Annotated in this window: 20 protein-coding genes; 13 read left to right on the top strand and 7 right to left on the bottom strand. The window is 60.0% G+C overall.

What is annotated here, in order from left to right; genetic code table 11:
• Positions 1-4: 4 nt before the first annotated feature.
• Positions 5-1,819 carry a glycosyltransferase gene (locus LG281_RS08850; RefSeq protein WP_404406416.1) on the top strand — a complete coding sequence of 605 codons (1,815 nt, stop codon included), beginning with the start codon at positions 5-7 and terminating at the stop codon, positions 1,817-1,819.
• 403 nt (positions 1,820-2,222) lie between these two features.
• Here LG281_RS08850 and LG281_RS08845 read toward each other — a convergent pair whose 3' ends face one another.
• Complete coding sequence (locus LG281_RS08845; RefSeq protein WP_404406414.1) at positions 2,223-2,603, bottom strand: SecDF P1 head subdomain-containing protein; 381 nt, start codon at positions 2,601-2,603, stop codon at positions 2,223-2,225.
• A 287-nt stretch (positions 2,604-2,890) separates the two neighbouring features.
• On the opposite strand from LG281_RS08845, the gene LG281_RS08840 reads away from it, so the two are divergent.
• Together LG281_RS08840 and LG281_RS08835 are read left to right on the top strand one after the other, a co-directional pair.
• Positions 2,891-3,352 (top strand): hypothetical protein, encoded by a 462-nt coding sequence (locus tag LG281_RS08840; protein WP_404406412.1) that lies wholly within the window; start codon positions 2,891-2,893, stop codon positions 3,350-3,352.
• 540 nt (positions 3,353-3,892) lie between these two features.
• Positions 3,893-6,319, top strand: a complete 2,427-nt coding sequence (locus LG281_RS08835; protein ID WP_404406410.1) for an Ig-like domain-containing protein — start codon at positions 3,893-3,895, stop codon at positions 6,317-6,319.
• Between the two features lie 41 nt (positions 6,320-6,360).
• Here the strand turns inward: LG281_RS08835 and LG281_RS08830 are convergent, their stop codons facing one another.
• Positions 6,361-7,179 (bottom strand): LysR family transcriptional regulator, encoded by an 819-nt coding sequence (locus tag LG281_RS08830; RefSeq protein WP_404406408.1) that lies wholly within the window; start codon positions 7,177-7,179, stop codon positions 6,361-6,363.
• A 272-nt stretch (positions 7,180-7,451) separates the two neighbouring features.
• Entirely contained in the window at positions 7,452-9,485 is a 2,034-nt protein-coding gene (locus tag LG281_RS08825) for an acyl-CoA dehydrogenase family protein (protein WP_404406406.1), read from the bottom strand.
• A 98-nt stretch (positions 9,486-9,583) separates the two neighbouring features.
• On the opposite strand from LG281_RS08825, the gene LG281_RS08820 reads away from it, so the two are divergent.
• The 4 genes from LG281_RS08820 to LG281_RS08805 are packed head-to-tail and all read left to right on the top strand — an operon-like array spanning position 9,584 to position 13,888.
• Positions 9,584-11,443, top strand: coding sequence for a feruloyl-CoA synthase (locus LG281_RS08820; RefSeq protein WP_404406404.1), 1,860 nt, complete (start codon positions 9,584-9,586; stop codon positions 11,441-11,443).
• A gap of 1 nt (position 11,444) precedes the next feature.
• Positions 11,445-12,692, top strand: coding sequence for a thiolase family protein (locus LG281_RS08815; RefSeq protein WP_404406402.1), 1,248 nt, complete (start codon positions 11,445-11,447; stop codon positions 12,690-12,692).
• A 3-nt stretch (positions 12,693-12,695) separates the two neighbouring features.
• Entirely contained in the window at positions 12,696-13,457 is a 762-nt protein-coding gene (locus LG281_RS08810; RefSeq protein ID WP_404406400.1) for an SDR family NAD(P)-dependent oxidoreductase, read from the top strand.
• Between the two features lie 8 nt (positions 13,458-13,465).
• Positions 13,466-13,888 (top strand): acyl-CoA thioesterase, encoded by a 423-nt coding sequence (locus tag LG281_RS08805; RefSeq protein ID WP_404406398.1) that lies wholly within the window; start codon positions 13,466-13,468, stop codon positions 13,886-13,888.
• A gap of 1 nt (position 13,889) precedes the next feature.
• Here LG281_RS08805 and LG281_RS08800 read toward each other — a convergent pair whose 3' ends face one another.
• Positions 13,890-14,360, bottom strand: coding sequence for a MarR family winged helix-turn-helix transcriptional regulator (locus LG281_RS08800; protein WP_404406396.1), 471 nt, complete (start codon positions 14,358-14,360; stop codon positions 13,890-13,892).
• Between the two features lie 213 nt (positions 14,361-14,573).
• Between LG281_RS08800 and LG281_RS08795 the strand changes: the two genes are divergently transcribed.
• From LG281_RS08795 to LG281_RS08780, 4 genes are all read left to right on the top strand, one after another.
• Positions 14,574-15,347 (top strand): crotonase/enoyl-CoA hydratase family protein, encoded by a 774-nt coding sequence (locus LG281_RS08795; protein WP_404406394.1) that lies wholly within the window; start codon positions 14,574-14,576, stop codon positions 15,345-15,347.
• A 208-nt stretch (positions 15,348-15,555) separates the two neighbouring features.
• Positions 15,556-16,095, top strand: coding sequence for a TRAP transporter small permease (locus tag LG281_RS08790; RefSeq protein ID WP_404406392.1), 540 nt, complete (start codon positions 15,556-15,558; stop codon positions 16,093-16,095).
• Positions 16,092-17,414 (top strand): TRAP transporter large permease, encoded by a 1,323-nt coding sequence (locus LG281_RS08785; protein WP_404406390.1) that lies wholly within the window; start codon positions 16,092-16,094, stop codon positions 17,412-17,414. The genes LG281_RS08790 and LG281_RS08785 overlap by 4 nt, the downstream gene beginning before the upstream one ends.
• Before the next feature lie 91 nt (positions 17,415-17,505).
• Positions 17,506-18,531 (top strand): TRAP transporter substrate-binding protein, encoded by a 1,026-nt coding sequence (locus tag LG281_RS08780; RefSeq protein WP_404406388.1) that lies wholly within the window; start codon positions 17,506-17,508, stop codon positions 18,529-18,531.
• Positions 18,532-18,590: 59 nt separating this feature from the next.
• Here the strand turns inward: LG281_RS08780 and LG281_RS08775 are convergent, their stop codons facing one another.
• The 3 genes from LG281_RS08775 to LG281_RS08765 are packed head-to-tail and all read right to left on the bottom strand — an operon-like array spanning position 18,591 to position 21,364.
• Positions 18,591-19,562: a PDR/VanB family oxidoreductase gene (locus tag LG281_RS08775; RefSeq protein ID WP_404406386.1), complete on the bottom strand. Its 972-nt coding sequence runs from the start codon at positions 19,560-19,562 to the stop codon at positions 18,591-18,593.
• A 9-nt stretch (positions 19,563-19,571) separates the two neighbouring features.
• On the bottom strand, positions 19,572-20,315 hold the full coding sequence (locus LG281_RS08770; RefSeq protein WP_404406384.1) for a GntR family transcriptional regulator: 744 nt from the start codon (positions 20,313-20,315) through the stop codon (positions 19,572-19,574).
• 2 nt (positions 20,316-20,317) lie between these two features.
• The gene (locus LG281_RS08765) at positions 20,318-21,364 is read right to left on the bottom strand and encodes a Rieske 2Fe-2S domain-containing protein (protein ID WP_404406382.1); all 1,047 of its coding nucleotides are present in this window, start codon (positions 21,362-21,364) and stop codon (positions 20,318-20,320) included.
• A 192-nt stretch (positions 21,365-21,556) separates the two neighbouring features.
• Between LG281_RS08765 and LG281_RS08760 the strand changes: the two genes are divergently transcribed.
• A complete protein-coding gene (locus LG281_RS08760; protein WP_404406380.1) occupies positions 21,557-22,651 on the top strand; it encodes a helix-turn-helix transcriptional regulator in 1,095 nt (364 codons plus the stop codon).
• A gap of 69 nt (positions 22,652-22,720) precedes the next feature.
• The gene (locus LG281_RS08755; protein ID WP_404406378.1) at positions 22,721-23,308 is read left to right on the top strand and encodes an ANTAR domain-containing response regulator; all 588 of its coding nucleotides are present in this window, start codon (positions 22,721-22,723) and stop codon (positions 23,306-23,308) included.
• Positions 23,309-23,319: the final 11 nt, after the last annotated feature.

Raw genomic sequence — 23,319 nt, 5'->3', positions numbered from 1 at the left:
AGGCGTGCGAGATCACCGCTACTGGTCGGTCGACAGCAATCCCGAGCGCCTGACATGTCCGGTACCGTCTTTGGCCGGACCCTGGGTGCTTGGGGTCTTCGTCCTCGTCAGCGTCTGGTTGACTTGGCTGGTCAACCGGACGCCGGCGCTCGCGGAGCTATTTCCTAACCACGACATCGTTTTCTCGCCCTACGCCGGTACGCACTCTTTACCGCTGCGCATTTTCATCCTGTCTTTCTTTGCGGCATATGCGAGCGGGGTAAGGGCGACGCTGCGCGTGCGCATTTGGCTCTTTTTCGAGCTGACGATTTATTTCGTACTGCTGTGTGCCGCGACCGACCTTATAAACATCGTTTTGCAAAGGGCCTTTGGCCTCGTTTATTCCATCCACGTCATCGAGATTTTTTCCGGGTTGGCCGGGTTCCTGGTTTTCTCGATACGGTTGCTCGACTGTGGTGCCATGCCTCCGCGTGCCGCTACGCCCTATCGTTCCGGCTTCAAGCCGATATCCGCCATATTGCTCTTTATGGTGGTCATCGCCGCTATCTTCATCTCGATCGCCGTCGACCGGCTCGACCTGCTGGCCATCAACGACCTGCGTAAAGTCGCGCTCCTGGGGGGCACCGGGCCGGGCGTTTTTCTGTTCCTGCCTACGCTGTTCTTCATGCTCTATGTTCTTGGCACGATCCGCGCGATTGGCCGCAGGCGAACCGCCTATGCGCCGCCGGTGACCGTGATCATCCCGGCGCATAACGAAGCCCACGTCATTGCCAGGACCCTGGGAGCCATAGACGTTTCGGCGGCCCGGTATGGCGGGTCGGTGCGCGTTTTGGTTCTCAACAACTGCTCGGAGGACGATACACGTGCACGGGCTCAGGCGGCACTCGATGCCGCCGCTCACGTTGACGGAGACGTCGTGGATGTTACGACGCCGGGCAAGGCGATCGCGTTGAATCATGGCATTGCCTTAACCCAGACGCCCTACCTCATAAGGATCGACGCCGATACGCAGATCCGTCCGCACACAATTCGCCGCACAATGCGTTTGTTTGCGCGACCGGATGTCGGAGCGGTTGGCGGAATGCCGTTGGCGCCGGGTGGCGGTCCGTTCGACCGCCCGCGTACGCTCGAGGTTCTGCTCAAGCACGGCTATTATCAGGTCGCCTATTGCGCGATCGATGCCATTGTCGGCATTCCGGGCATGTTCGCGGCGTATCGCACGGATGCGTTGCGCGAGGTCGGCGGTTTCGTGCAGGGGATGAACGGCGAGGATACGGACGCATCCCTGCGCATCGGAGAAGCGGGCTATCGCTTGCTCGGCGACCCGTCGATTACCTACGTGTCGGAAGTTCCCAACACGTGGCGTCATCTGCGTGAACAGCGATTGCGCTGGTTCCGGTCGGTCTATCACGTTACGGCGCGCAACCGGAACTACCTCGACAGTTGGGTGTTCTCGGTGCGCGGCAAGGTGGTATTGCCGTTCATGCTGATCAACAGCGCACGCCGGGCAATGGGGCTGCCATTGGTCATATTCAGCTTCGTGAATTACGCTTTCTCGCTAAATGAGCAGTCTTCTCTTTCCGCACAGATGATCATCGCTTTGATTCTGGGCGCTCCTATTCTCATGGCCATATTTGCCGCGCTGGTGAACGGCAATTTCAGGGCGCTTCTGGGGCTGCCTGAATATTTCCTTTTCAGGATCGTGCGGAACTATCTGACACTGGAATCGATGCTATCGATCAACTTTGCCCGTCGCGTACCTGCCGGCAACCGCCGTAACGCGCCGCCTCCAGTCAGCGAGCCCGGCATGGCTCGATAAAATTGCAGCAATTCCGATAGCCAGGTATTTGCTCTGGCTTAACCCCGGCAATGCGGCAAGCGCTCGCAGCTGGTAGCGTACATCCGGTTGTTATTGCCGGTTGTGTTTTATGCGTTATCCCGTATGGGCATTTCTGTTTCTGTTCGTCCTGCCGCCGTTTACCCTGCATGCGGCATTGACCGGTGCAGCCCAGTTTCCTGGCCGGACCTCCTCTTCCCAATCCGAGCCATTGGATGATACCGCGCATCGATCCTTCGTTGTGACCTCGACTTCTATTGGTCCCTCATCAGATTAGCTTAACGGCTGTCAGCCGATAGAATGTGATCGCGGCCTGTCAGCGCGCGGGAGACCAGCGGTACAGAAGGTGTAGCGTTGTGTCGCGTCGCACCGAAGACCGAGGCATTCAATCCTCGGCAACTATCCTGATCACTTCACCGGCCTCAAGCCGTTCCGCAATGTCTTCCGCCGACTCCTCTTCCTGGAAGCCGGAGATTTGCAGCACGCCGCCGGTAATGGGTGCGCGGACAACGGGCGCAACAAGCAGTCTATCTCTCACATAAACCGCTACGACTTGGTCCATATGCGTCTCTGTGAAGGCGGCGAGAGCAAGCGTGCTTTGCGTATCGAGGCGCACCTCGATTGCCGCACCGTCCGACATTACGCCCCTTGCAACGGTCGCCTCAATGGCTGCGAGTTCGATGGCCGCAGTTTTATGAGGGTCGGCGGCCTTGAGTGGAGTGGCAGCCAAAATCGAAAGAAGAAAGAGTTGCAGAAAGGGCTTCATCAGGTAGCTCCGGTCCAATCGGTATGCATTTCATACCAGCGTGTCGATGGTTCGAAAAGCCGACGGCAAGTCCGGGAGGCTGAGCTATCGCGCGGTGGCACTTGCGTTAATTTGCCTATTAGGTGAATGAACGCTCAGACGTGGCAAATCGACAACTTCGCCACGGATGAGTTCGTGTTGATCTCCCCCGCATATGCCATATGGCACCCCGATGGACGACTGCCAGTCCGGCGGACAGCAATGCATTTGCGCATTCCAATGGTACTTGTCCGGCTGCAACGGGCACCATGAGCAGGAGGGTTTCAGTCCTGCTAATGGCGATCTGTGCAGTGCTCGGCGGGTGCGTGCACAACTCGCCGGATAGGGCGACGCTCACCCTGGCATCATATCATATCGCCGAGCGCAGCGAAGGCTGGGACTATAACGCCTTCAATCCCGGCGCGGTACTGACATGGGAGGGAGTGGATATCGACATATCCGCCGGTGCCTTCATCAACAGCTATTCCCTGCCATCGGTTGCGGGGTTCGTATCGGTTCCGCTGGTCGAGGAAGAGGCTCTCGTTCTGGAGGGTTTTGGTGGCGTGGCCTACTATCCCGTCTATGGCCGCCGCTTTCCGCTGCATGTAGGGGATATCGTACCGTTGGCAGGTCTTGCCGCGCGTCTGGGGTCGCTTTCCCTGATGGCCTTCCCATCAGACTGTGTCCATACCTGTGCAGTTTTTGTCGGAGGCGTGAGCTTCGACCTCTAGCCCGGACTTCTCACACTGGCTATGCCCTGCGCTGGTTCAACGTGGCGAGAGGGTAGCCGGAGAGCGCCGTGCGTTTTGGACATACGTGCAAGCTCTCTGGCGCACACTGTCGCCACTTTCGCTGGTGCAGACCTTCGGTTCAACCAGCCCTTCGGGTCGGACTTTGGGGACCGCCTCTGGGCACGGCGCGAGAAAACCGTATGCTCGATACGCTTTTTCGCTCCGCACCCGTATCCAGCTCGCCAAAATCCGACCCGAAGGGCGTAGCCAGTGTGAGAAGTCCGGGCTAGGTTCTGGCACAAGCCAGCATTCCACCCATCCGCCACTTCAAGCCTCACGTGCCACACGCCCGCGAATCAACACTTTGTTGATCGCCCGCAAATCCATGACCTGAGCCGTCGCGTAATTGCCGGTAAACAGTTGATTAATAAAAAAGGTCATTATCGCTTAATTTGCTTATTAGTTTTCGCGTCGTGCACATCGTGCGCATTGCTTGCCGAAAAACGCCGCTCAGCGATTCCCAAAAAGCGAAGGTGATAAATGAAAATCGACTATGACGTGCTCGACCTGCTTTCAGGTGAAAGGGGGCAGGGCAGGTTGAACGGTGCGTCGCCCGTTCTTGCTGTCGGCAACGCATCCCAGCTCGTGTTGCACGTGTCGGTCGGAGATGTCTTCGCTTATCGGCGTGAGGGGGACGATCTCATTTTAATCCTGCAGAACGGAGAGCGGATTCGGCTTGACGATTTTTTCGGCACGGAGCAGCCGGCGCTGGTTCTCGTCCGGCAAGCAGATCCCGACGGCGTGATCGGGCTCGAAAGGGGAGCGTCCGAGGATTTCGTCCAGGTCAGGTTCGTTGATACGGTTCCCGGATTTTTGACGCCGCGCTATTCGGGTGTTTCCATCAGCCTTGCCGAACTCGGCGATGGATCGATGGCCTCCCTTGGGCTATCGTCCGCAGGCGCCGGAGCCGCGGTCGCCGCGGCTGCGCTGCTCGCATTCGGGGTCGCGGGCGGCGGCGCAAGCGATACAGCCGCACCGGAGGCCGCAGGCGGCCTGTCCATCAGGACCAATTCCGATGGAACGATGGCAATCTCCGGCACGGCTGAACCTGGCGCGAAAGTGACGATCGCCTGGCCGGATGGGACGACCAGCACAGTCACAGCCGATGAGACGGGCAAGTTTACCGCCGGCAGCGCTACCCCACAGCCGCAAGGCACGGTTTCCGTGACAGTGACGGACGGTGCGGGCAATACCAGCGATCCCGCGACGGCGCCCTACCGGGCGGACACGACCGACGACACGACGGCGCCGGCCAAACCCGGCAACTTGTCCGATACGACCAATGAAGACGGCACAGTGACAGTGACCGGCGCGGCCGAGCCTGGCTCGACGGTTTCGGTTATGTGGCCCGACGGCACGATAACAACCGCAACCGCTGGTCCTGACGGCAGGTTCACAGCCACCAGCAAAAATCCACAACCGCAGGGCGCAACGACGGTGACGGCAACAGACGCTTCGGGCAACGTGAGTGCGCCAGCGGTCCTGACCTATGACGGCGATCCGACATCGGATGTGACGCCGCCGGCCTTTCCGATGATTTTGCGCATTGAGAGCGATTCGGAGAACGTCCGGATCACCGGTTCAGCATCCGATGCGATCACGAATGACGATACACCCACATATTTCGGAACGGCTGAGGCGGGGGCAGTGGTCAGCTTATATGACGGCACCAGCCTGGTCGGAACGGCGACAGCAGACGCTACCGGCAAGTGGAGCATCGCCAGCGGAGCGCTAACGGACGGTACCCGGACCTTGACCGCTACAGCAGCGGATACCTCCGGCAATGTGAGCGTCCCGTCCGAATCCTTCAGCATGACAGTGGACACTTCGGCCGCACCTCCCGTGGTCACCGGCGTTTCCGGGGATAGCGGCGTATCCGCCAGCGATAGAGTAACCAACGACAACACATTGATTATCTCGGGAATGGCCGAGCCGGACGCCGTTGTCGATGTCTACATCGGGACCGCAGCTATTGGCAGTGCTGTTGCCGATGCTGCCGGCAACTGGAGCTACGATCACAGCGGAACCGCGCTGGCCGATGGCAGCTATGCCATCGAAGCCCGGCAGTGGGATGTCGCGGGCAATATGTCGGAGATGTCCGAAAAGCTTGCCCTTACGATCGATACCGCCGCGCCGACGATCGAGGCCATGTCGAACGATTACGGTACCCTCGGCGACTTCAAGACTTATGAGGATATGGTCCGTATTTGGGGGTATGCCCGCCCCGGTGAGACCATCGAGGTGCTCGTCGACGGCGTATCGACGGGCACGTCGGCTGCAAATGCAAAAGGGATATGGATCTCGACCGATATCGACTTGTCTGGCCTTACGCCCGGCGAGACGGTGGTTGTGGCAGCGAAGGACGAAGCCGGGAATGTCAGTGCGGACCAAGCTGTTGCGAAGGAAACTGCAGGGGGGATCGATCAAACCGGCGACGGAGGCCCGAACCCTTTGACCGGATCGGACGGCGATGACGTGCTGATCGGCGGTGGCGGTGCGGACACACTACTCGGCCTCAAAGGCAATGACGTATTGCACGTCTCGGACGCAACCTTCGTGCTGGTCGATGGCGGAGAAGGCACAGATGTGCTCGTGCTCGACGGCGCGGACATCGATCTAGACTTCACCGGTGGCCTCGATGCCGGCAACGACGTGACCGGCATCGAGGCCATCGACATCACCGGATCGGGCGCCAACACTCTGGCCTTAAGCTTGCAGGATGTGCTCGATCTGTCGGACACTACCGACACGCTGAAAGTTTTCGGTGATGCTGACGATGCCGTCAATGCGGCGGGCTTCGTCCTTGACGCCGAGCCTAGCGAGCCAATCGACGGGTTCAGCCTTTATACAAATGGTGGCACACAGCTGTGGATCGAGGATACTGTCGGTACTGTGATACTGGTGTAACGGCGCTGTTCTTTTGAAAACGCTTTCAATCAGTTAGACGATCAAACTCTTTCAAGCACCTGTCGACCGTCTTCAATTTGCGTTCTGACCCGCTCGAAGATGGTTTCGGCGTCGCGGTAAGAGATCGTCTTGCTGTTTCTGAAAAGAGCGTATCTGACGTTGTGAGGGCTCGGCAGGATCTGGGTCTGCGTGATCTCCTCTGGGAGGGCGGAGAGCAGAAAGGCTGGAACGGCGGCATGGCCGAGGCCTTGGGCGACAAAGCGGGAACGGATCAAATAGTCGTCGATATGGGCGACGACTTTGTACGGGACGCGCGCCTCACGCAAGGGACGTTCCGTATAGTAGGCATAGGGAGAGAGATGAGTTTCGAGGATAACCGGCGCTGCTGCGGCAGGATCGGCCTTGCCCTCAAGTGTCACCCAGACCAATGGAATTTCCATCATCAGGTCCATTTCGACTTCGCGGTGAAACAAGGGCCGGATGACGACGTCGAGTTCCCCGCGACCGAACATTTCGGCAAGGCCGGACGGGTGGCCGACATGTACGTCGAAATCGCACTCGAGTTCGCGGTAGAGGGCGATGCTGTGGCAATAATATACGGCCAAGTCATCGCAAAGCCCGAGCCGGAATTTGCCGTTGCCGCTCGCGACCCGCGAAAGCGTATCCGCTGCCTCGACCATCGCCGCAAGAAGACGGCCAACCTCATCTCCCCGCACCGCAAAGCTGCCACCGTTCCGCGCCATTACGGGAATGCCGGAGAGCTTCTCAAACCGCGCAAGCTGCTGAGACACTGCCGACTGGGTGACGCCCAGACGCTCGGCGGCGAGCGATACGCTTTGATACGTCAAAACTTCACGCACGCACCTGATCGTGCCGAGTGACAAACGCCCCAGTCCTGTCTGTTCTTGCATATACTTTGCCCCCAACTTTTGGTTCCCAGCAGCCATGCAGCTTAGCTGTCCAAAGTGAATTGATTCGAATAATGCGTTCACCTCAGAGGAGAGTGATCTTATATTCGAAATAAGTAATAACAATATTGAGGGGCTATATTTTAGATAGTTGGGGTGATGCCTTAAGGGATATATTGTATTTGAGCGAATACAAATGGTTGGCATGGAGCGTCGCGGAGCGGCTATCTGAATGGGTGCGCGTATTGCTCCGGCGCCAGGTCTTTCAAGAGGCTGCAGCGGTCCTGCTGAGCGCTTTGTCCCACTTCGACGACAGCTTTGTGCAGCGTTTTTAGGGCCGAAATTCCGAGCCCGGCTGCATTTGCTCTGACACGTTCGCCCAAGAGCAGGGATTGTAGCGATGCCACGTGCCACTGGCTCTGGTCTTGCTGTGCAGCGTGATGGCAAATGGCGAGGATCGACGTGAGCCATTCGATCCGTTGGCCTAGTCGTTGCAGCGCAATCTGCATTGTGGTCAATTCGAGTTGAAATGCCAGGCTGAGCTTCAAGTAGTGCCAACGGATGCGGCGGAGTTCCCGTTCGGCGAAGCGGGCATGCTGCCGCAGCGATCGCGGCAATAAGCGGTATCGCGGGTGCATTGCGCCTGGGACAAGGCCAAGGGGGACGCGCACTAGGTCGGCAAGAGCATTACGTGCGATCCAGCCGCCCAGCTTGAGCGCTGCAGGCGACGCCACAACCTTGAAAAGAAGCCGAAGCGCTGGGCCGGGGCGCCGGAAGGCGCCTCCGATACTCAGCCGCAGGAAACGCTCCCGCGTCTTGACCGATTGCCCACCGGGGGCTTTGTTGGCCGCATGCAACTCTCCAAGAAGCGGCGCAAGATAGGCGTCGACGAAACGCTGAGTCACATCGCGAACCATCCCCATGCGGATCATTTCGTCCTCGCCCTCGACGATGCCGAACAGGTGCAGATTGGCGCGCGCCGCGTTGACCCGGCTTGCCCGGTCGAAGGCTCGTCCGCCCAGGACGTGCTCGCACGCGATCATGGATTCGAGTCCCGTTTGGGCGGCCGCCGATTTGGTGATGTCCCGAAGGCCGGCAAGGTCTGCCTTGGCCTCATCCTGGGCAAGGGCGAGGAAGGCGAGGGCGCGGGCTTGCAGCGCCCCACCCAGCATCCGCCCGATCGCAAGCCGCGGCAATTCATGCCCGATCACCAGGCCGCCTACGCCGGGGCGCTCCTTGGCATAGTGGACGGCGTCGCCGGCCAGCATGCGTTGGTAACCGGCTGACATCGCTGCGAGCATGCAACGGCCGAGCCGCAGACAATAAAACAGGACCTCGACCCCATCGCCCGCGATGCGGTTGGCTGCGGGGATGGGATAATTGGAGAAGTGCAGCCGCGAGTTGTAATTGGCCGTGAATGCATCGACGCCAGACGGCTCGCACCGGAATGCCCAGCCGTGTTCTTCCATAGAAATGTTTGTCTCGGGGAATTGCGTAATGAATAGCCCCAATTCCTTGCCATCCTTGCCGATACGCGCGGCGATAGCCGCCAAGCCGCCATGACGGGCATTGGTGATCCACAGCTTGTTGCCTGAGCCTTCCGCAAAGAGTCGGTAGTTTCCATCCGGGTCGGTTTCAACATAGGCCTGGATCTTCTTGGCGTTGATACCCGTGCCGACCTCGGTGAGCGCGAACGCCATCAGCGCGCCTTCGGCGACCAGAGGCAGAAAGGTGCTCCGCTGCGTGTCGCTGCCATATCCAAGCAGCGAGCCCGCACCGATAGTCAACTGGCCGGAAAGCTCAACGGCAAGTGCACCCAGGCCGTTCGCGGCGAGCGCTTCTTCGAGGCATGCGAGTTGCAAGTAGCTTCCACCGTTTCCACCATGGGTATGCGGGATGGTCAGTCCGTAGGCGCCCGCTTTCGCGATGGTTTCGCGCAGTTCTCCGGACAGCTTGCCATCCGCCGTGAAGGCGGCACCTTTTTGCAACATGTCGATTGCGGAAGAGAGAATTGGATTGGCCTCGCTTTCGAGCGTGGCGCAGATACGGCCCCCCTCTCGCAATTCGTCGATGCCCGGAAGCGGACCATAGATCAGGCGCTCGACTAGGCCGGCACGGTGCGCGGAAAGCTTACGGCTGACGGCGCTGGCGGCGTCATCGAGTGCACCGATATCGCGTGCGCCCTCTGAATCGCCCGCAGCGTCGAAGGCGGCTGCTGCGGATGATGAGGCTTTTGCCGAGCGCTTCGGGTCCTGCATAAGGTGGCTCCTCCCTCTTCGAGCACACGCCGAAATGGCGGCTTGATCTGTACATTCGATATTGTTATGAAATATAACAATTAGCAAGGGAGGAAAGCATGGCCAACGCGTCGGGCTATCGGTGTGTTCGGATGGGGCGAATGGATGTCGCCGTCGAAAGGGGCGGGAACGGCATCATCTATGCGCGTTCGACAGAACCGCTCCCTGCTGCGGCACGTACTCTGACGGACCGGCTTGCACACTGGGCGCGCGAAACTCCCGATGCCGTCTTCCTTGCCGACAGGGATGAAGGTGGTGCATGGCGGCAACTGACTTATGGCGAAGCCTGGGCAGCGATCCAGCCGGTTGCGCAGCGCCTTCTCAATTCGGGACTGAGTGCCGAGCATCCGTTGGTCATCCTTTCGGGAAATGAGATCGAGCACGCGCTTATGGGGCTTGCGGCCATGCTCGTTGGCGTGCCCTATGCACCCTTGTCGCCTGCCTATTCCATCATTTCGAAGGATTTTGCCAAGCTTCGGCATATCGTCGGCTTGCTTGAACCGGGTATGGTCTATGCAAGCGATGGGGACCGTTTCGGTCCGGCGATCGATGCGGTCTTTAGCCCCGACGTTCCGGTCCTCGTGCGCAAGAACCCACTCAAGGACCGTTCGTCTGAACTCTTCGAGGATGTTCGAGGCGGACCGGTGACCGATGCGGTTGATGCGGCCAATGCATCGGTCGGCCCGGACACAATTGCAAAATTTCTTTTCACCTCCGGTTCGACGGGCATGCCCAAGGCGGTCATCACGACCCAGCGCATGCTCACTTGCAACCAGGAGATGATCCGTACTGCACTCGCCTTCCTCACCGACAAGCCTCCCGTTATGGTCGACTGGATGCCCTGGAACCATGTCGCCGGCGGCAGTCATAATTTCGGGATTGTGCTCTATAACGGCGGCACCTTCTATATCGACGATGGCGTTGCTACTCCCGACGGCATCAAACGGACGGTCCGAAATCTCGAAGAGATATCGCCAACCTTCTATAGCAACGTGCCCAAGGGTTATGAGCTGCTGGTCGGTCACCTGAGTGAGAACCAGCGCCTGCGCGAGACCTTTTTCAGGGACCTAAAGGTGCTCCAATATGCCGGAGCGAGCTTGGCCCAACACGTCTGGGATGGCCTTGACGCCGCCGCTACATCGGCCACCGGCGAGCGCATCATGATTATTACCGGCTATGGCTCAACCGAAACCGCGCCTTTCGCGTTCACGACGACCTGGGCGGTCGACCGCGCCGGCCTCATTGGGCTTCCGGCAGCCGGGCTCGAGATCAAGCTGGTGCCAAATGCCGAAAAGCTCGAATTGCGGCTCAAGGGCCCCTCGATCACCCCTGGATACTGGAAGCAGCCCGACAAGACTGCAGAATCGTTCGACGAGGAGGGATTCTACAAGATCGGGGATGCTCTGAAATTCGCCGATCCAGACGATGTTTCGCGTGGCTTCGTCTTCGATGGCCGTGTTACCGAAGATTTTAAGCTTTCGACCGGTACATGGGTCAATACCGCTAGCGTACGGACCGGGGCGATCGCAGCGTGCAATCCGATGATCCGCGATATCGTCGTGACCGGTGCCGACAGGAACTATATCGGCGGATTGATCTTCCCCGATTTCGAGGCTTGCCGGCGGCATGCGGGGCTCGACGGGAGCGTAAGCGACGCCGAAGTGGCCGCGCATCCCAAGGTCGTTGCCTTCTTCCAGGACGCTATGGACGCGCTCGCGGCTCAGGCGACCGGCAGCGCCAGCCACATCGCCCGTGCCGTGCTCCTCGACAGCCCACCCAGCATGGAGGCGGGCGAGGTGACCGACAAAGGCTCGATCAATCAGCGCGCCGTGATCGCCGCGCGTGCCGACAAATTCTCCGCGCTCTACGCCGATCCCGTACCGGCCAGTGTTCTCCAGTTCAAAAGAAAGGGCGCCTAGCGTGACAACCGCATCGCATGGCCTTCAGGCCAAATTCGAAAACGCCTACCTGATCGATGGCGCCCGCACGCCGTTCGTCGACTATCGCGGCGCGCTCTCGATGATCTCACCCATCGATCTGGGGATCAAGGCGGCCCGTGCGGCCATTGCCAAAACCGGTGTATCGCCCGAAGACATCGGGACGACGATTGCCGGCTCGATGGCGCAAGCCTCTTACGACGCCTATGTGACGCCGCGCCATATCGGGCTTTATGCAGGCGTCCCGGTTGACCGGCCTGCCCATCTCGTTCAGCGCATTTGCGGAACCGGTATCGAGGTCCTTAGCCAGGCCGCCGACACGATCTCGCTTGGGCGTGCCGATCTCGTTCTCGGCGTCGGCGCGGAATCCATGAGCCGCAACCCCATCGCCGCCTACACCCACCGCAACGGCTTTACCATGGGGCAGGTCGAGTTCAAGGACTTCCTCTGGGAAGCGTTGCTCGATCCCGCCGCGCGCTGTTCGATGGGCGATACGGCTGAAAACCTCGCCCGCGACTATGGCATCACCCGCGAGGAAGTCGACCGCTACGCCTCGCGCAGTTTCGAGCGTGCGATATCGGCGCGCGAGAAGGGGCTTTTCAGTGAGGAGATTACCCCGGTTGTCACCGAAGCGTTCGAGCGTGACGGGTTGGAGCCACGGGGCATCAAGCTTGGGCGCGGTGTCGAGGGTGTCGATGCGGACAGTCATATCCGGCCCTCGCCCTTCGAGGTTCTTTCCAAGCTGCGCCCGGCCTTTGGCGGGGTGCAGACCGGCGGGAACTCCTCGGCCATCGTCGATGGCGCCGCAGCAGCGCTCGTCGGCTCGAAGACCTATTGTGAACGCAATGGCATCAAGCCGCTTGCCCGCATGATCTGCAGCGCGGCCGTCGGTGTGCCGCCGCACATCATGGGCATCGGGCCAGCCCCTGCGATCCGCGCAGTGCTCGACGCAAGTGGGCTGGGCCTCGATCAGATCGACCGCATCGAGATCAATGAAGCCTACGGTGCGCAGGTGCTTGCTTGCGTGCAAGAGTTGGGGCTCGATGAGGACAAGCTCAACGTCAATGGTGGCGCCATCGCGCTTGGCCATCCGCTCGGTGCGACGGGCGTGCGGCTGGCGCTGACGTTGGGATACGAGCTGCGCCGGTCGGGATTGCGCTATGGCATTGCGTCGGCATGTATCGGCGGTGGGCAGGGTATTGCACTCTTGATCGAGAATATGGAGGCCTGATCCATGCAGGTGAAAGACCGTCTGGCCATCGTCACCGGTGGCGCGTCGGGGCTCGGGGCCGCGACGGCGCGCGCGCTGGCGGACAAGGGGGCAAAGGTCGGCGTTCTGGACCGCGACGCGAAAAAGGGCGCGGCGTTCGCCGAAGAGATCGGCGGCACCTTCTGCGCCTGCGACGTTGCCGATCCGCGTAGCGCGGAAGCGGCGCTTGAAACCTGCATCGCAGCGTTCGGTGCTCCTGCGGTTCTCGTCAATTGCGCGGGCATTGGCACCGCGAGCCGGGTGGTGGGGCGCGACGGGCCGATGCCACTCGAGGATTTCGAGCGCGTCGTCCGGGTCAATCTCATCGGCACGTTCAATATGATCCGGCTCGTTGGAGCGCGGATGAGCGTTGGCGAACCCGATGTCACCGGCGCGCGCGGCGTCATCATCTCGACGGCGTCTGTCGCTGCTTTCGAAGGGCAGATCGGACAGGCCGCCTATGCGGCATCGAAGGGCGGTATCGCTGCACTCACCCTGCCGGTCGCGCGCGAGTTGGCGCGTTTCGGCATCCGTGTGCTCACCATCGCGCCGGGCCTTTTCAAGACGCCGCTGCTCGAGGAATTGCCCGAGGAAACCCAGGCCGCCCTCGGCGCTGCCATTCCCTATCCGGCTCGCCTGGGCGATCCCAGGGAATTTGCCAGCCTCGCTCTGGCGATGATTGACAACGACTATCTCAACGGCGAAATCGTCAGGCTCGACGGCGCCTTGCGGATGCAGCCCAAATAGGACGCCCGATGTTTGTTCACACCCGCACCGTCGAGATCGAATTCGGCGACTGCGATCCCGCGGGGATCGTCTATTACCCTAACTATTTCAGGATGTTCGACGCGTCGACCGCGCATCTTTTCGAAGCCGCGCTCGGCATGAAGAAGATCGCCTGGACAAAGAAATTTGGCATCGCCGGCATTCCGATGGTCGATACTGGCGCGTCGTTTTCCAAGCCTGCCCGCTATGGTGACGTTGTCTCGATCCAGTCGCGCGTCGAGGCGTTCAAGCGCACGAGCTTCAGGGTAGAGCATCGCCTCTTCCACGGTGAAGAGGAGGCGATTGTCGCCCATGAAGTCCGGGTTTGGGCCGAACGCCACCCCGACAACCCCGATGCCATCCGCGCTGCGCCGATCCCGCAAGATGTCATTGCGGCGTTCGAGCGGGGATAGTTTAAAGTTCGGACAACCGTCTCAGCAGCATGACAAGCGTATCCCGCTCCGCCTCTCCGCCGAGCTGTTCGACGCAGATTCGCTCGAACTCGGCCTGCAGCGCGTCGAGTTCGACCATGAGCTTTTCGCCGGCCTCGGTCAGAAACAGCGCTTGCGAGCGTTTGTCGCCTTCCGCCGCATGGCGCTCGGTCCAGCCGCGTGCATCGAGCCGATTCATCAGCGCTGCGAAATTGGCCCGTTTGATCCCCAGAACTCGGGCGATGTCGATCTGCTTGCAGCCGGGATTGTTCGCGATGAGCGCGAGCACGGAATATTCCGCCGGGCGGACGTCATGATCGGCGAAATGCTGTTGAAACCGCTGGAAAACGCTGAGCTGGGCCCGGCGGAGCTGGAATCCGACGATCGATGTAACCGGCGTTGCAGTGAACCTGCTTCCCGCTTTCCGAGGGCTCTGATTCGCGATTTCGGTCATATCCTTCGCTCCCGCTCGACTGCGCGCGCATCACGAACCTTATCCCGGCGCGCGCATGCAAACGCAAGGGATAGTGGACGAGCGACCGGATATTCGCATTCACCCCTGATCACATTCATGGCTGGCACTCTTTATTGTTATGTACTATAACATTCTCATAAACAGTGGCGCAGGTCAAAGCCCTGCGCGGAGAGTAGCGATGAGGAGAAGCGGGTGACCGACAGTAACGCGGTATTGGAAACGCGGATTGAAGGCGAGATTGCCTATCTTACCTTCAATCGTCCGGAAAAACGCAATGCGATCAACGATGCCGTCATCGATGGGCTACGTGCGTTCTTCTCCGATATCCCGGCGGGCGTCCGGGTCGCAATTCTCTCGGGCAGCGGAGGTCACTTCTCTGCCGGCCTCGATCTGTCCGAGCAGGTCCGTCGCGAACCGCTCGACGTCATGCGTCATTCGCGGGACTGGCACGCCGTTGCGCAGCGCATCCAACTTGGCGGTATTCCCGTCGTTGCCGCGATGACTGGTGCGGTTATGGGGGGCGGGCTTGAAATCGCCGCGGCATGTCATGTTCGCGTTGCCGAGCCTGACGTTCGGTTCCGTATGCCCGAAGGCCAGCGGGGGATTTTCGTTGGTGGTGGAGCTTCGGTCCGGGTCGCCAATATCATCGGGGCGGACAGGCTGACCGAGATGATGCTTACCGGACGCACCTATTCCGCCGAGGAAGGGGAGCACCTCGGTCTCGTACATTATCTCACCGAAACTGGTGGTGCGCTTGGTAAGGCAGAGGAACTCGCGCGTCAGATCGCGTCCAATTCAAGTGCCGTCAATTATCTCGTCATCCAGTCGATAGCGCGAATCGCCAACATGTCCGCCGAGGATGGACTCTATACCGAAAGCCTCGCAGCGGCGCTCAGTCAAACCGGTGCGGATGCCGAAGAAGGCCTGAAGGCATTTCTCGAAAAGCGGCAGCCGAAGTTCGGGTGACGCGCCGAAACCCGGGGCATCGCCGTCTCGGGAAGGGGATCGGAATTATGCCGAAAGGGAAGAAAGCGCGAATATTAAAAGAATAACTCTCAAGTTATCATTGTGGCCGGACGTTTCATTTTACGTTACCGGGCGCGCTCAGCATTATGGCTCTGTTCCTGGGAGCTAACGCGCAGGGGTTTTAATCGGGAGGGGAACCATCGTGCAGATGGACCGAACAATCGTTGGACGCGCCGTCAGCGGCCTTGCGAAACTGACGGCAATAGCCGGTGGTCTCGTACTTTTGCTGCTCGCGGCCCTCGTCGTCGTCAGCGTTACAGGCCGCGCACTGATCTGGCTTGGGCTGCGGCCGATTACCGGCGACTATGAACTCGTTGCCACCGGCGTCGGTTTCGCTGTTTTCGCGTTTCTGCCTTGGGCGCATCTCAATCGCGGCCATGCTGTCGTGACTATTCTCTCCGACAGTTTCGGTCCACGTATCAACGCCTGGATCCTGGTCGTAACGGATTTTTTCATGCTCGCTGCGGCAATCTTTATAGCCTGGCGGCATGGGCTCGGCATGATTGACAAGTTCAACTACGGTGAGACGACGCTCTTGCTGCGTATGCCGCTGGGTTGGGGCTATGCTGCCGGACTGGTCGGTGCGGTCGTCTTCGTCATCGTTGCGCTTTATGTGTTCGTCCGTTCTTTCGCAGATGCTATCGCCGGGCGTGGGCCGGCAGCGCATGAAGGGGGAGCGGGACATTGAGCAACGTCGAACTCGGCCTTTACGCGTTTCCCATCGTTCTCGCGCTGATCTTTCTGCGTGTGCCGATCGGCCTTGCCATGATGGGCGTCGGCATTTTCGGCTCATATCTCATCATGGGGTCGTTCACCCCGGTTCTCGCCCAGTTCAAGAACCTTACTTACGGCACCTTCGCCAACGAGTCCCTTTCGGTGGTGCCGCTCTTCCTGCTCATGGGGCAGTTCGCGACGATTGGCGGTATGTCCTCGGCACTTTTCGAGGCGGCTTCAGGCTGGCTCGGGCACAGGCGCGGCGGCGTTGCGATGGCGGCGGTGGGCGCCTGCGCCGGGTTTGGCGCTATCTGCGGCTCCTCGCTCGCGACTGCTGCCACCATGGGGCACGTCGCACTGCCTGAAATGCGCAAGCACGGTTATTCGGGCGCGCTCGCAACCGGCGTTATCGCTGCAGGCGGCACGCTGGGCATCCTCATTCCACCCTCTGTGATCCTTGTTATTTTTGCGGTCCTGACCGAACAGAACATTGCCAAGCTCTTTATGGCGGCATTTGTTCCCGGCATACTCGCGGCCATCGGTTATATGATCGTCGCTGCCATCTACGTCCGCGTCGATCCCCATTCCTCGGGCCTGCGGGAGCGGGTGCCTTATCGCGAGCGCTTCCGCCAACTCCTTCGTGTCTGGCCGGTTCTGCTCATCTTCCTGCTCGTCATCGGCGGCATTTATTCGGGGATATTCACCCCGACCGAGGCTGCGGCCATCGGCGCTGCGGGTACCGGGCTCATTGCGCTCACGTCGGGAAGCCTAACGCGCGAAAAGCTTGTGGAGGCCCTTCTTGCGACCGCCTCCTCGACTGCGATGATCTTCCTGATCGTGCTGGGCGCTGCCGCGCTCAACGGCTTTCTCGCGCTTTCGCAACTTCCGCAATTCGCATCGGCATGGGTCGCCGAGCAGGGGTTCAACCCATGGCTCGTCCTTGTCGTCGTGCTGATATTCTACCTCATCATGGGCTGCGTCATGGACTCTCTTTCCATGATCCTGCTGACGGTACCCATCATCTTCCCGATGATGACGGGGCTGGACTTCGGCCTGACGCCGGACGAATTCGCCATTTGGTTTGGCATTCTCGTCCTGATCGTCGTCGAGGTGGGGCTGATTACCCCGCCCGTGGGGATGAACCTATTCATCATCAGCGCGATGGCGCGCGACACCAAACTGTCCGACACGTTCCGCGGTGTGCTGCCCTTTGTGGCGAGCGATATCGTGCGGACCGGCATTCTGATTGCCTTCCCGAGCCTCACGCTCGGGCTGGTATGGCTCTTGCAATGAGCAAGGAGAGTTCGAAGCGCCGGATAAATCCATTATTAAGCTGGCCTTCGGAGGGATCATGCGAGCGGCATGACAAAAAGGGAGAGAGAAGATGAGACTATTGAAGACCATAGTGGGAGCAGCCCTGGCAGCGGCTTTGCTATCGACCACGGCGTTCGCCCAGGAAGTGACGTTGCGCGTCCACCAGATGCTGCCCGCGCAGGCAACCATCCCCGCCCAGGCAATCGAGCCCTGGGCCGAGCGCATCGAGGAGCAATCCGACGGGCGGATCAATGTCGAGCTTTATCCGGCGATGCAATTGGGCGGGACGCCGCCGAGCCTCTACGACCAGGCACTCGATGGCGTCGTGGACGTCGTCTGGACGGTTCTAGGTTATACGCCGGGCCGCTTCCCCAAGTCCGAGGTATTCGAACTGCCGTTCATGGTAACCAATGGTGAGGAAACCTCGGCGGCCTTCTACAACTACGTCCAGGACAACGCCATGGACGAATTTTCCGGCGTACACGTCATCGCCCTGCATGCTCACGGGCCCGGACTCTTCCACTCCGACACGCCAATCGAGTCGCTCGAGGATCTGGAGGGTCTAAAAATCCGGGGTGGTTCACGCATCATTTCCGACATGCTGGCAAACCTGGGAGCCGAACCCGTCGGCATGCCCGTGCCGCAGGTCACCGAGGCGCTTTCGCGCGGTGTGATCAACGGTACAACCATTCCCTGGGAGGTAACGCCAGCCCTACGTGTCTCCGAACTCGTCGGAAATCACACCGGGTTCTCTGGTGATCGGGGGCTCTATAGCCTGACCTTCGGCTTTGTCATGAATCAAGCGAGCTACGATAGTCTGCCGGACGACCTCAAGGCTGTCATCGACGCAAACTCGGGCCTTGAGACGTCACGCGAATTTGGCCGTGTCATGGACCAGGGCGATATCGTTGGCCTGCAGATCGCCGAGGAACGGGGCAACAATATTATCGTTCTCGATGAAGAAGAAACCGCCCGTTGGCGCGAGGCAGCGCAGCCGACCATCGAGCAGTGGTTTGCCGACATGGAAGCCGTCGGAATCGACGGTGAGGCGCTCTATGCGGCAGCCCAGGCGGCGCTTGAAGCCGAAATGCAATAAAGCATATCTTCGGATCAACCCGAAAAAGGGCGCCTGCGTGGCGCCCTTTTTTGCGCCACCTACGGTCTATAGCCGATATCGATTGTCGCGCTGCCCGAAGCAAGACGGGAGACGCATGCACACATGCGTTTGCCCTCTTCTTTTTCCTCGGCGCTGAAGAACACGTCGCGGTGGTCGATCTCGCCGGTATGCTCCACGACGTCAACTGCGCACAGTCCGCATTCGCCCCGCTGGCAGTCGTAGATCATGTCGACCCCTGCCGCCATAAGCGCTTCGAGCAGGCTTTGGTCGGGTCGCACGGCCACGGTCACGTCACGGTTGGCAACGGTCACCTCGAAGGCTTCCTCGGTGAACGCGCCGCTATCTCCGAAAACTTCATAGCGCAGTCGGCCCGGCGGCCGACCCGCGTCTTCCCATGCAGCCTTGACCGCGTTGAGCATGGGGATTGGCCCGCAGACATAGAGTTCGCCCTTTTCCGGCAGCGCCGCGATCTCGCTGGCAATGTCGATGAACTCGTCTTTTTCGCCGTCACGGAACGTGACGGCCTCGCCCAGTTGCGCCGCGAGGTCGTCCGCATAGGCCATCAGCGCCTTGCTGCGCGCACCGTAAACCAACCGGAATGGTATGCCGCGCGCTTTGAGCGTTAACGCCATTCCATAGATCGGCGTGATCCCGATCCCACCGGCGAGCAAGAGGTAGTAGGGCGCGCGCCATGACAACTCGAACCGATTTTCCGGTAGGCTCATGGTGATCGTGTCGCCAGGTTTCAGGCTCCACATAAAGCGCGAGCCGCCCCGGCTTTTTTCATGCAGTTTCACCGCTACCCGGATCTGCCCCGGATGCGGCGTCGGCACACAGCTATAGGTCCGCGTTACCGGTGCGCCGGAAATCTCCGTTTGGAAATTGACGTGAGATCCGGGATCGAACCGGGGAACGAATCCGTCGAGGGCAAAATCGATCTGCCGGACATCGCTGGCAACGTCGCAAACCGCCGCGACTCGAGCCTGGCGCCATTCAAGCTTGCTGCGCATGAGGCCTCCTCATTCGTTGACCAGCGCCAGCGCGGGGACCCGCGCTAAAAGGCTCCGGTCTTCCTCCATGACATATTCAAGATTTGCACGTGCCAACCGCGCATGCTCACGCGCAAGTGCCTCGGCGCGGGCACCCTCGCGCATTTCGATGGCCTCGACGATGGCGCGGTGTTGGGCCTGGCCGGTAACCAGCGACCGGCGGAAAGCGGGAACGTCGGCCTGCTTGTCGAGGAATGCGCTTGGTGAGGCGAAAGGCAGGTTCTTGACCCGTTCGACCTCCCGCCGGATCGTCTCGCTGCCTGCGAGCGCGGCAAGCGCATCGTGGAATGCTGCGTTGAGCTCGACGTAACAGTCGAAATCGAGCGCTTCCGGCCAATCCGCGACCGCTTTCTCAAGCGCTTCGACGACGTTCCTGAGATTGGCAAGCCGGTCCGGCGATGGCCCGCGTTCCGCGGCGAGGCGGGCGGCCGTCCCCTCGAGAACGCCGCGCAACTCGATGGCATCGACGACCTCGGCCCGGGAAAAGCGGCGTACAGCATATCCACCGGAGGGCAGAATCTCAACGAGGCCTTCCTGTTCCAGCCGCGCGAGCGCTGCACGTATGGGCGTGCGCGAAATCCCCAGCCGCTCAGCGATGGCGACCTCGGAGAGACGCGCGCCGGGGGTTACCGCGCCGCCGAGCACGAGATCGCGGATTCCCATCAGCGCCTTGAGCGCCTGGGGTTGCTGACGGAGGGGATGGGACAGGCTCATTGTTATTCCGCCGCGTTCTGGATCGCCTGTTCCTCGGCGATCATTCTGTCGATGAGCTTGCGCGCCCACATCGATCCCGCGTCGATGTTGAGGTTATAGATGACGTGGTCGGGATTGGCGTCTATGGCAATCTGCTGGGCTTCGAGGATGGTCTCGTCTTCCCTGAAGATCGAGGCGACGCCTTCGCGCAATTCGTGAGTCCGCCTCTGCTCGTCGAGCTTGTAGTTGCGCGCGAACGCCCAGAAATAGTGACAGGTCTTTTCGGTTTCCGGCGTGATTGTGTTGAGCACGAAGCCGTTGACGCCTTGGCTGCGATCGCCCTCGGGTGCGCCGGTACCATGCGGCGCCACACCCACATCGATGGCGATGGTCGCAGGCGCTTCGAAATTGATGATCTGCCAGCGGTCGACATTGCCCGGCTTGCCCAACTGGCCGCGCCAGAAAGGTGGGGCGTCGATATCGATCATCCAGCGGGTTATGGTTGCTGTGGTGTCCGAATGGGTCGCAGTAAATGGCGCCTCGGCAACGGCTCGGTTGCCGATGGACGATCCGTGCACGTATGTTTCGTGGGTCAGGTCCATCAGATTGTCTATCACCAGCCGATAGTCGCATTTGACGTGGATGGTCTTGCCGTCCGCAGCCCATTCGGGATCGTCATTCCAGTGCAGATCCGGGATTTTCGCAGGATCTGCAAGTGCCGGATCGCCCATCCACAACCAGATGAAACGATGTTTTTCGACAAGTGGGTAAGCCTTGACACAGGCTGAGGGATTAATCGTATCCTGCGACGGCATGTATACACAGCGGCCCGTGTCGTCGAATTCGAGCCCATGATAACCACAGATGACGTTGTCGCCATAAAGCTCGCCCATCGAAAGCGGAAGGAGCCGGTGCCAACATGCATCGGCGAGAGCGACGGCAGTGCCATCCTGTCGGCGATACAAAACAACCGGCTTCCCGCAGATCTTGCGCGGCAGCAGCGCACGTTTCACCTCAACGTCCCAAGCCGCCGCATACCATGCATTCAAGGGGAATGTTTGATCGCTCATGCCCGGCCTCCTCTCCGATAATGAGTAGAATGTTTTATTTCATAACATAATGTATACAGAGAGTGTGGCGCAAAGACAATAGGGGCGCCAGAAGCGTTCTCGGCTGTTGGGTATATCCAATAAACGCAGCCCAAGTCCGAAAAACGCAGGTTTCTGAAAGGTGCTGCTTGCGTGTTGGGTCTGTCTCGCCCATTGATTCTTCTCTTATGCGGCGGGGTTTTGGTGTTGCTTTGCGTTTCTGTGGAAGCACGGCGCGCTCGGCAGCACCTGACAATAACGTTGCAACCGGGACGGGTGGCTGCATTGAGTGAAGGGTCAGCGCATCAGTTCGCTACATTGCATGGAAGCGACTTCGATACCTTTCGTGAGACGTTCATACCGCACGGGTTAATGGGGCTCCCTGCGCCGAAGGGGGCGTGGGATGCGTTTAACTGGCGTGCGTCCTTCGTGGTAACCGAAGCGCTTACGCTGTTCCGGATGCAGTTTGACGCGGATTGGTCCTGTCGGTCTATCTATGAAGGAACGGAAGACGACCTCTACGTTGTGATGCCGCGGGCGGGCGGGTATAGAGTGACAGCGCGAAGCGGGCAGTTCGACATTGCGCCTGGAGTGGCTCTGCTTATGCCGAGGCTGCATGTCGAGCGTTTGGATGTTTTCAGCAACGCCATGCGTTCGGGGGCTGCAATACGGTTTAGCGCCGATGCGGTCGCCCGGGCGCTCGGCCAGTGCGCGCAGGGTATTTCCGCAAGCACTCTGGGTTTGGCGCCTGTGGTCGATCTGAGCCAGTCCGCTGGTCTTACGCTCGGCATGCTCCTGACAACGCTTGTTTCAGGGTTGGGGGGTGACAAGCCTTTGCATCGGTCGCCCAAGGCGCTGGCTCTTCTTACGGAGAGCGTCCTGCATGTGATCATGGAAAACGTGCCCCATAAGCTTTCCAGTCGGATGCATTCGCACCGATACGTTATTCTTCCGCGCCATATTCGGGCCGCTGTCGACTACATGCACGCCAATATTCATAAGCCCCTCACGATAACCGACATTGCGACGGCTGTTGGCGTCAGTGCGCGGGCCCTGCAGACCGGCTTCAGGCAATTTCATGAGACAACTCCGGCCGCCTACCTGCGCCGTATCCGCCTCGAGGCCGCGCATGCGGAGTTGTCGTTGCCGGGTAATCGGCTCTCCGTCCGGGAGGTTGCGCTGAAATGGGGGTTCACCCATATGGGCCGGTTTGCGGCGCAATACAAAGAGCGATATGGTGTGGCGCCGTCGAGGGCGGCCTGGAAGTGAGTGCAATTGCACAATAATTGTGCAATATACCGCATTGCCTAATGCGTAAAGCTGCGCGATAAGGCGCGCATGCCTCACGAGCTTTCCATATTGGTGGTGGACGATAATCGCATCCGGGCTTCGATCATCGAGGACGGTTTGCGTGAGGCCGGGCATGCCAATGTTGTCGTGATTACGGAGGTCAACGAGGTCGCGGCCCGGATCGGCGAGATCGCACCAGACGTCGTAATCATCGATCTTGAAAACCCCAACCGTGACATGCTCGAACATTTCTTCGCGCTCTCCCGGGCGCTCCAGCGTCCTATCGCGATGTTTGTGGACAAATCCGATATCGGCTCGATGGAGGCGGCGGTGGATGCGGGCGTCTCGGCCTATGTCGTCGACGGTCTGCGCAAGGAGCGGATCAAGCCGATCCTTGACATGGCTATCTCCCGTTTCCGCGCATTCTCGCGCCTGCGGGATGAACTCGCGGCTGCGAAATCCGAACTCGAGGATCGCAAGACTATCGAGAAGGCCAAGGGCATTCTGATGAAGACTCGCGGGCTCTCGGAAGAAGAGGCCTATACGCTTTTGCGCCGCACGGCGATGAACCAGAACCGCCGCGTTGTCGAAATCGCGCAGAGTCTCATCACGGCGGCCGGACTACTCGAGTCGTGAGGGGAAGGGAA

The sequence above is a fragment of the Pelagibacterium halotolerans genome, assembly GCF_044811015.1.
In the GTDB taxonomy this organism is placed as follows: Bacteria; Pseudomonadota; Alphaproteobacteria; order Rhizobiales; family Devosiaceae; genus Pelagibacterium; species Pelagibacterium halotolerans_A.
The sequence above is the reverse complement of the archived record's forward strand: the minus strand, read 5'-3'. Positions and strand labels throughout refer to the sequence as shown.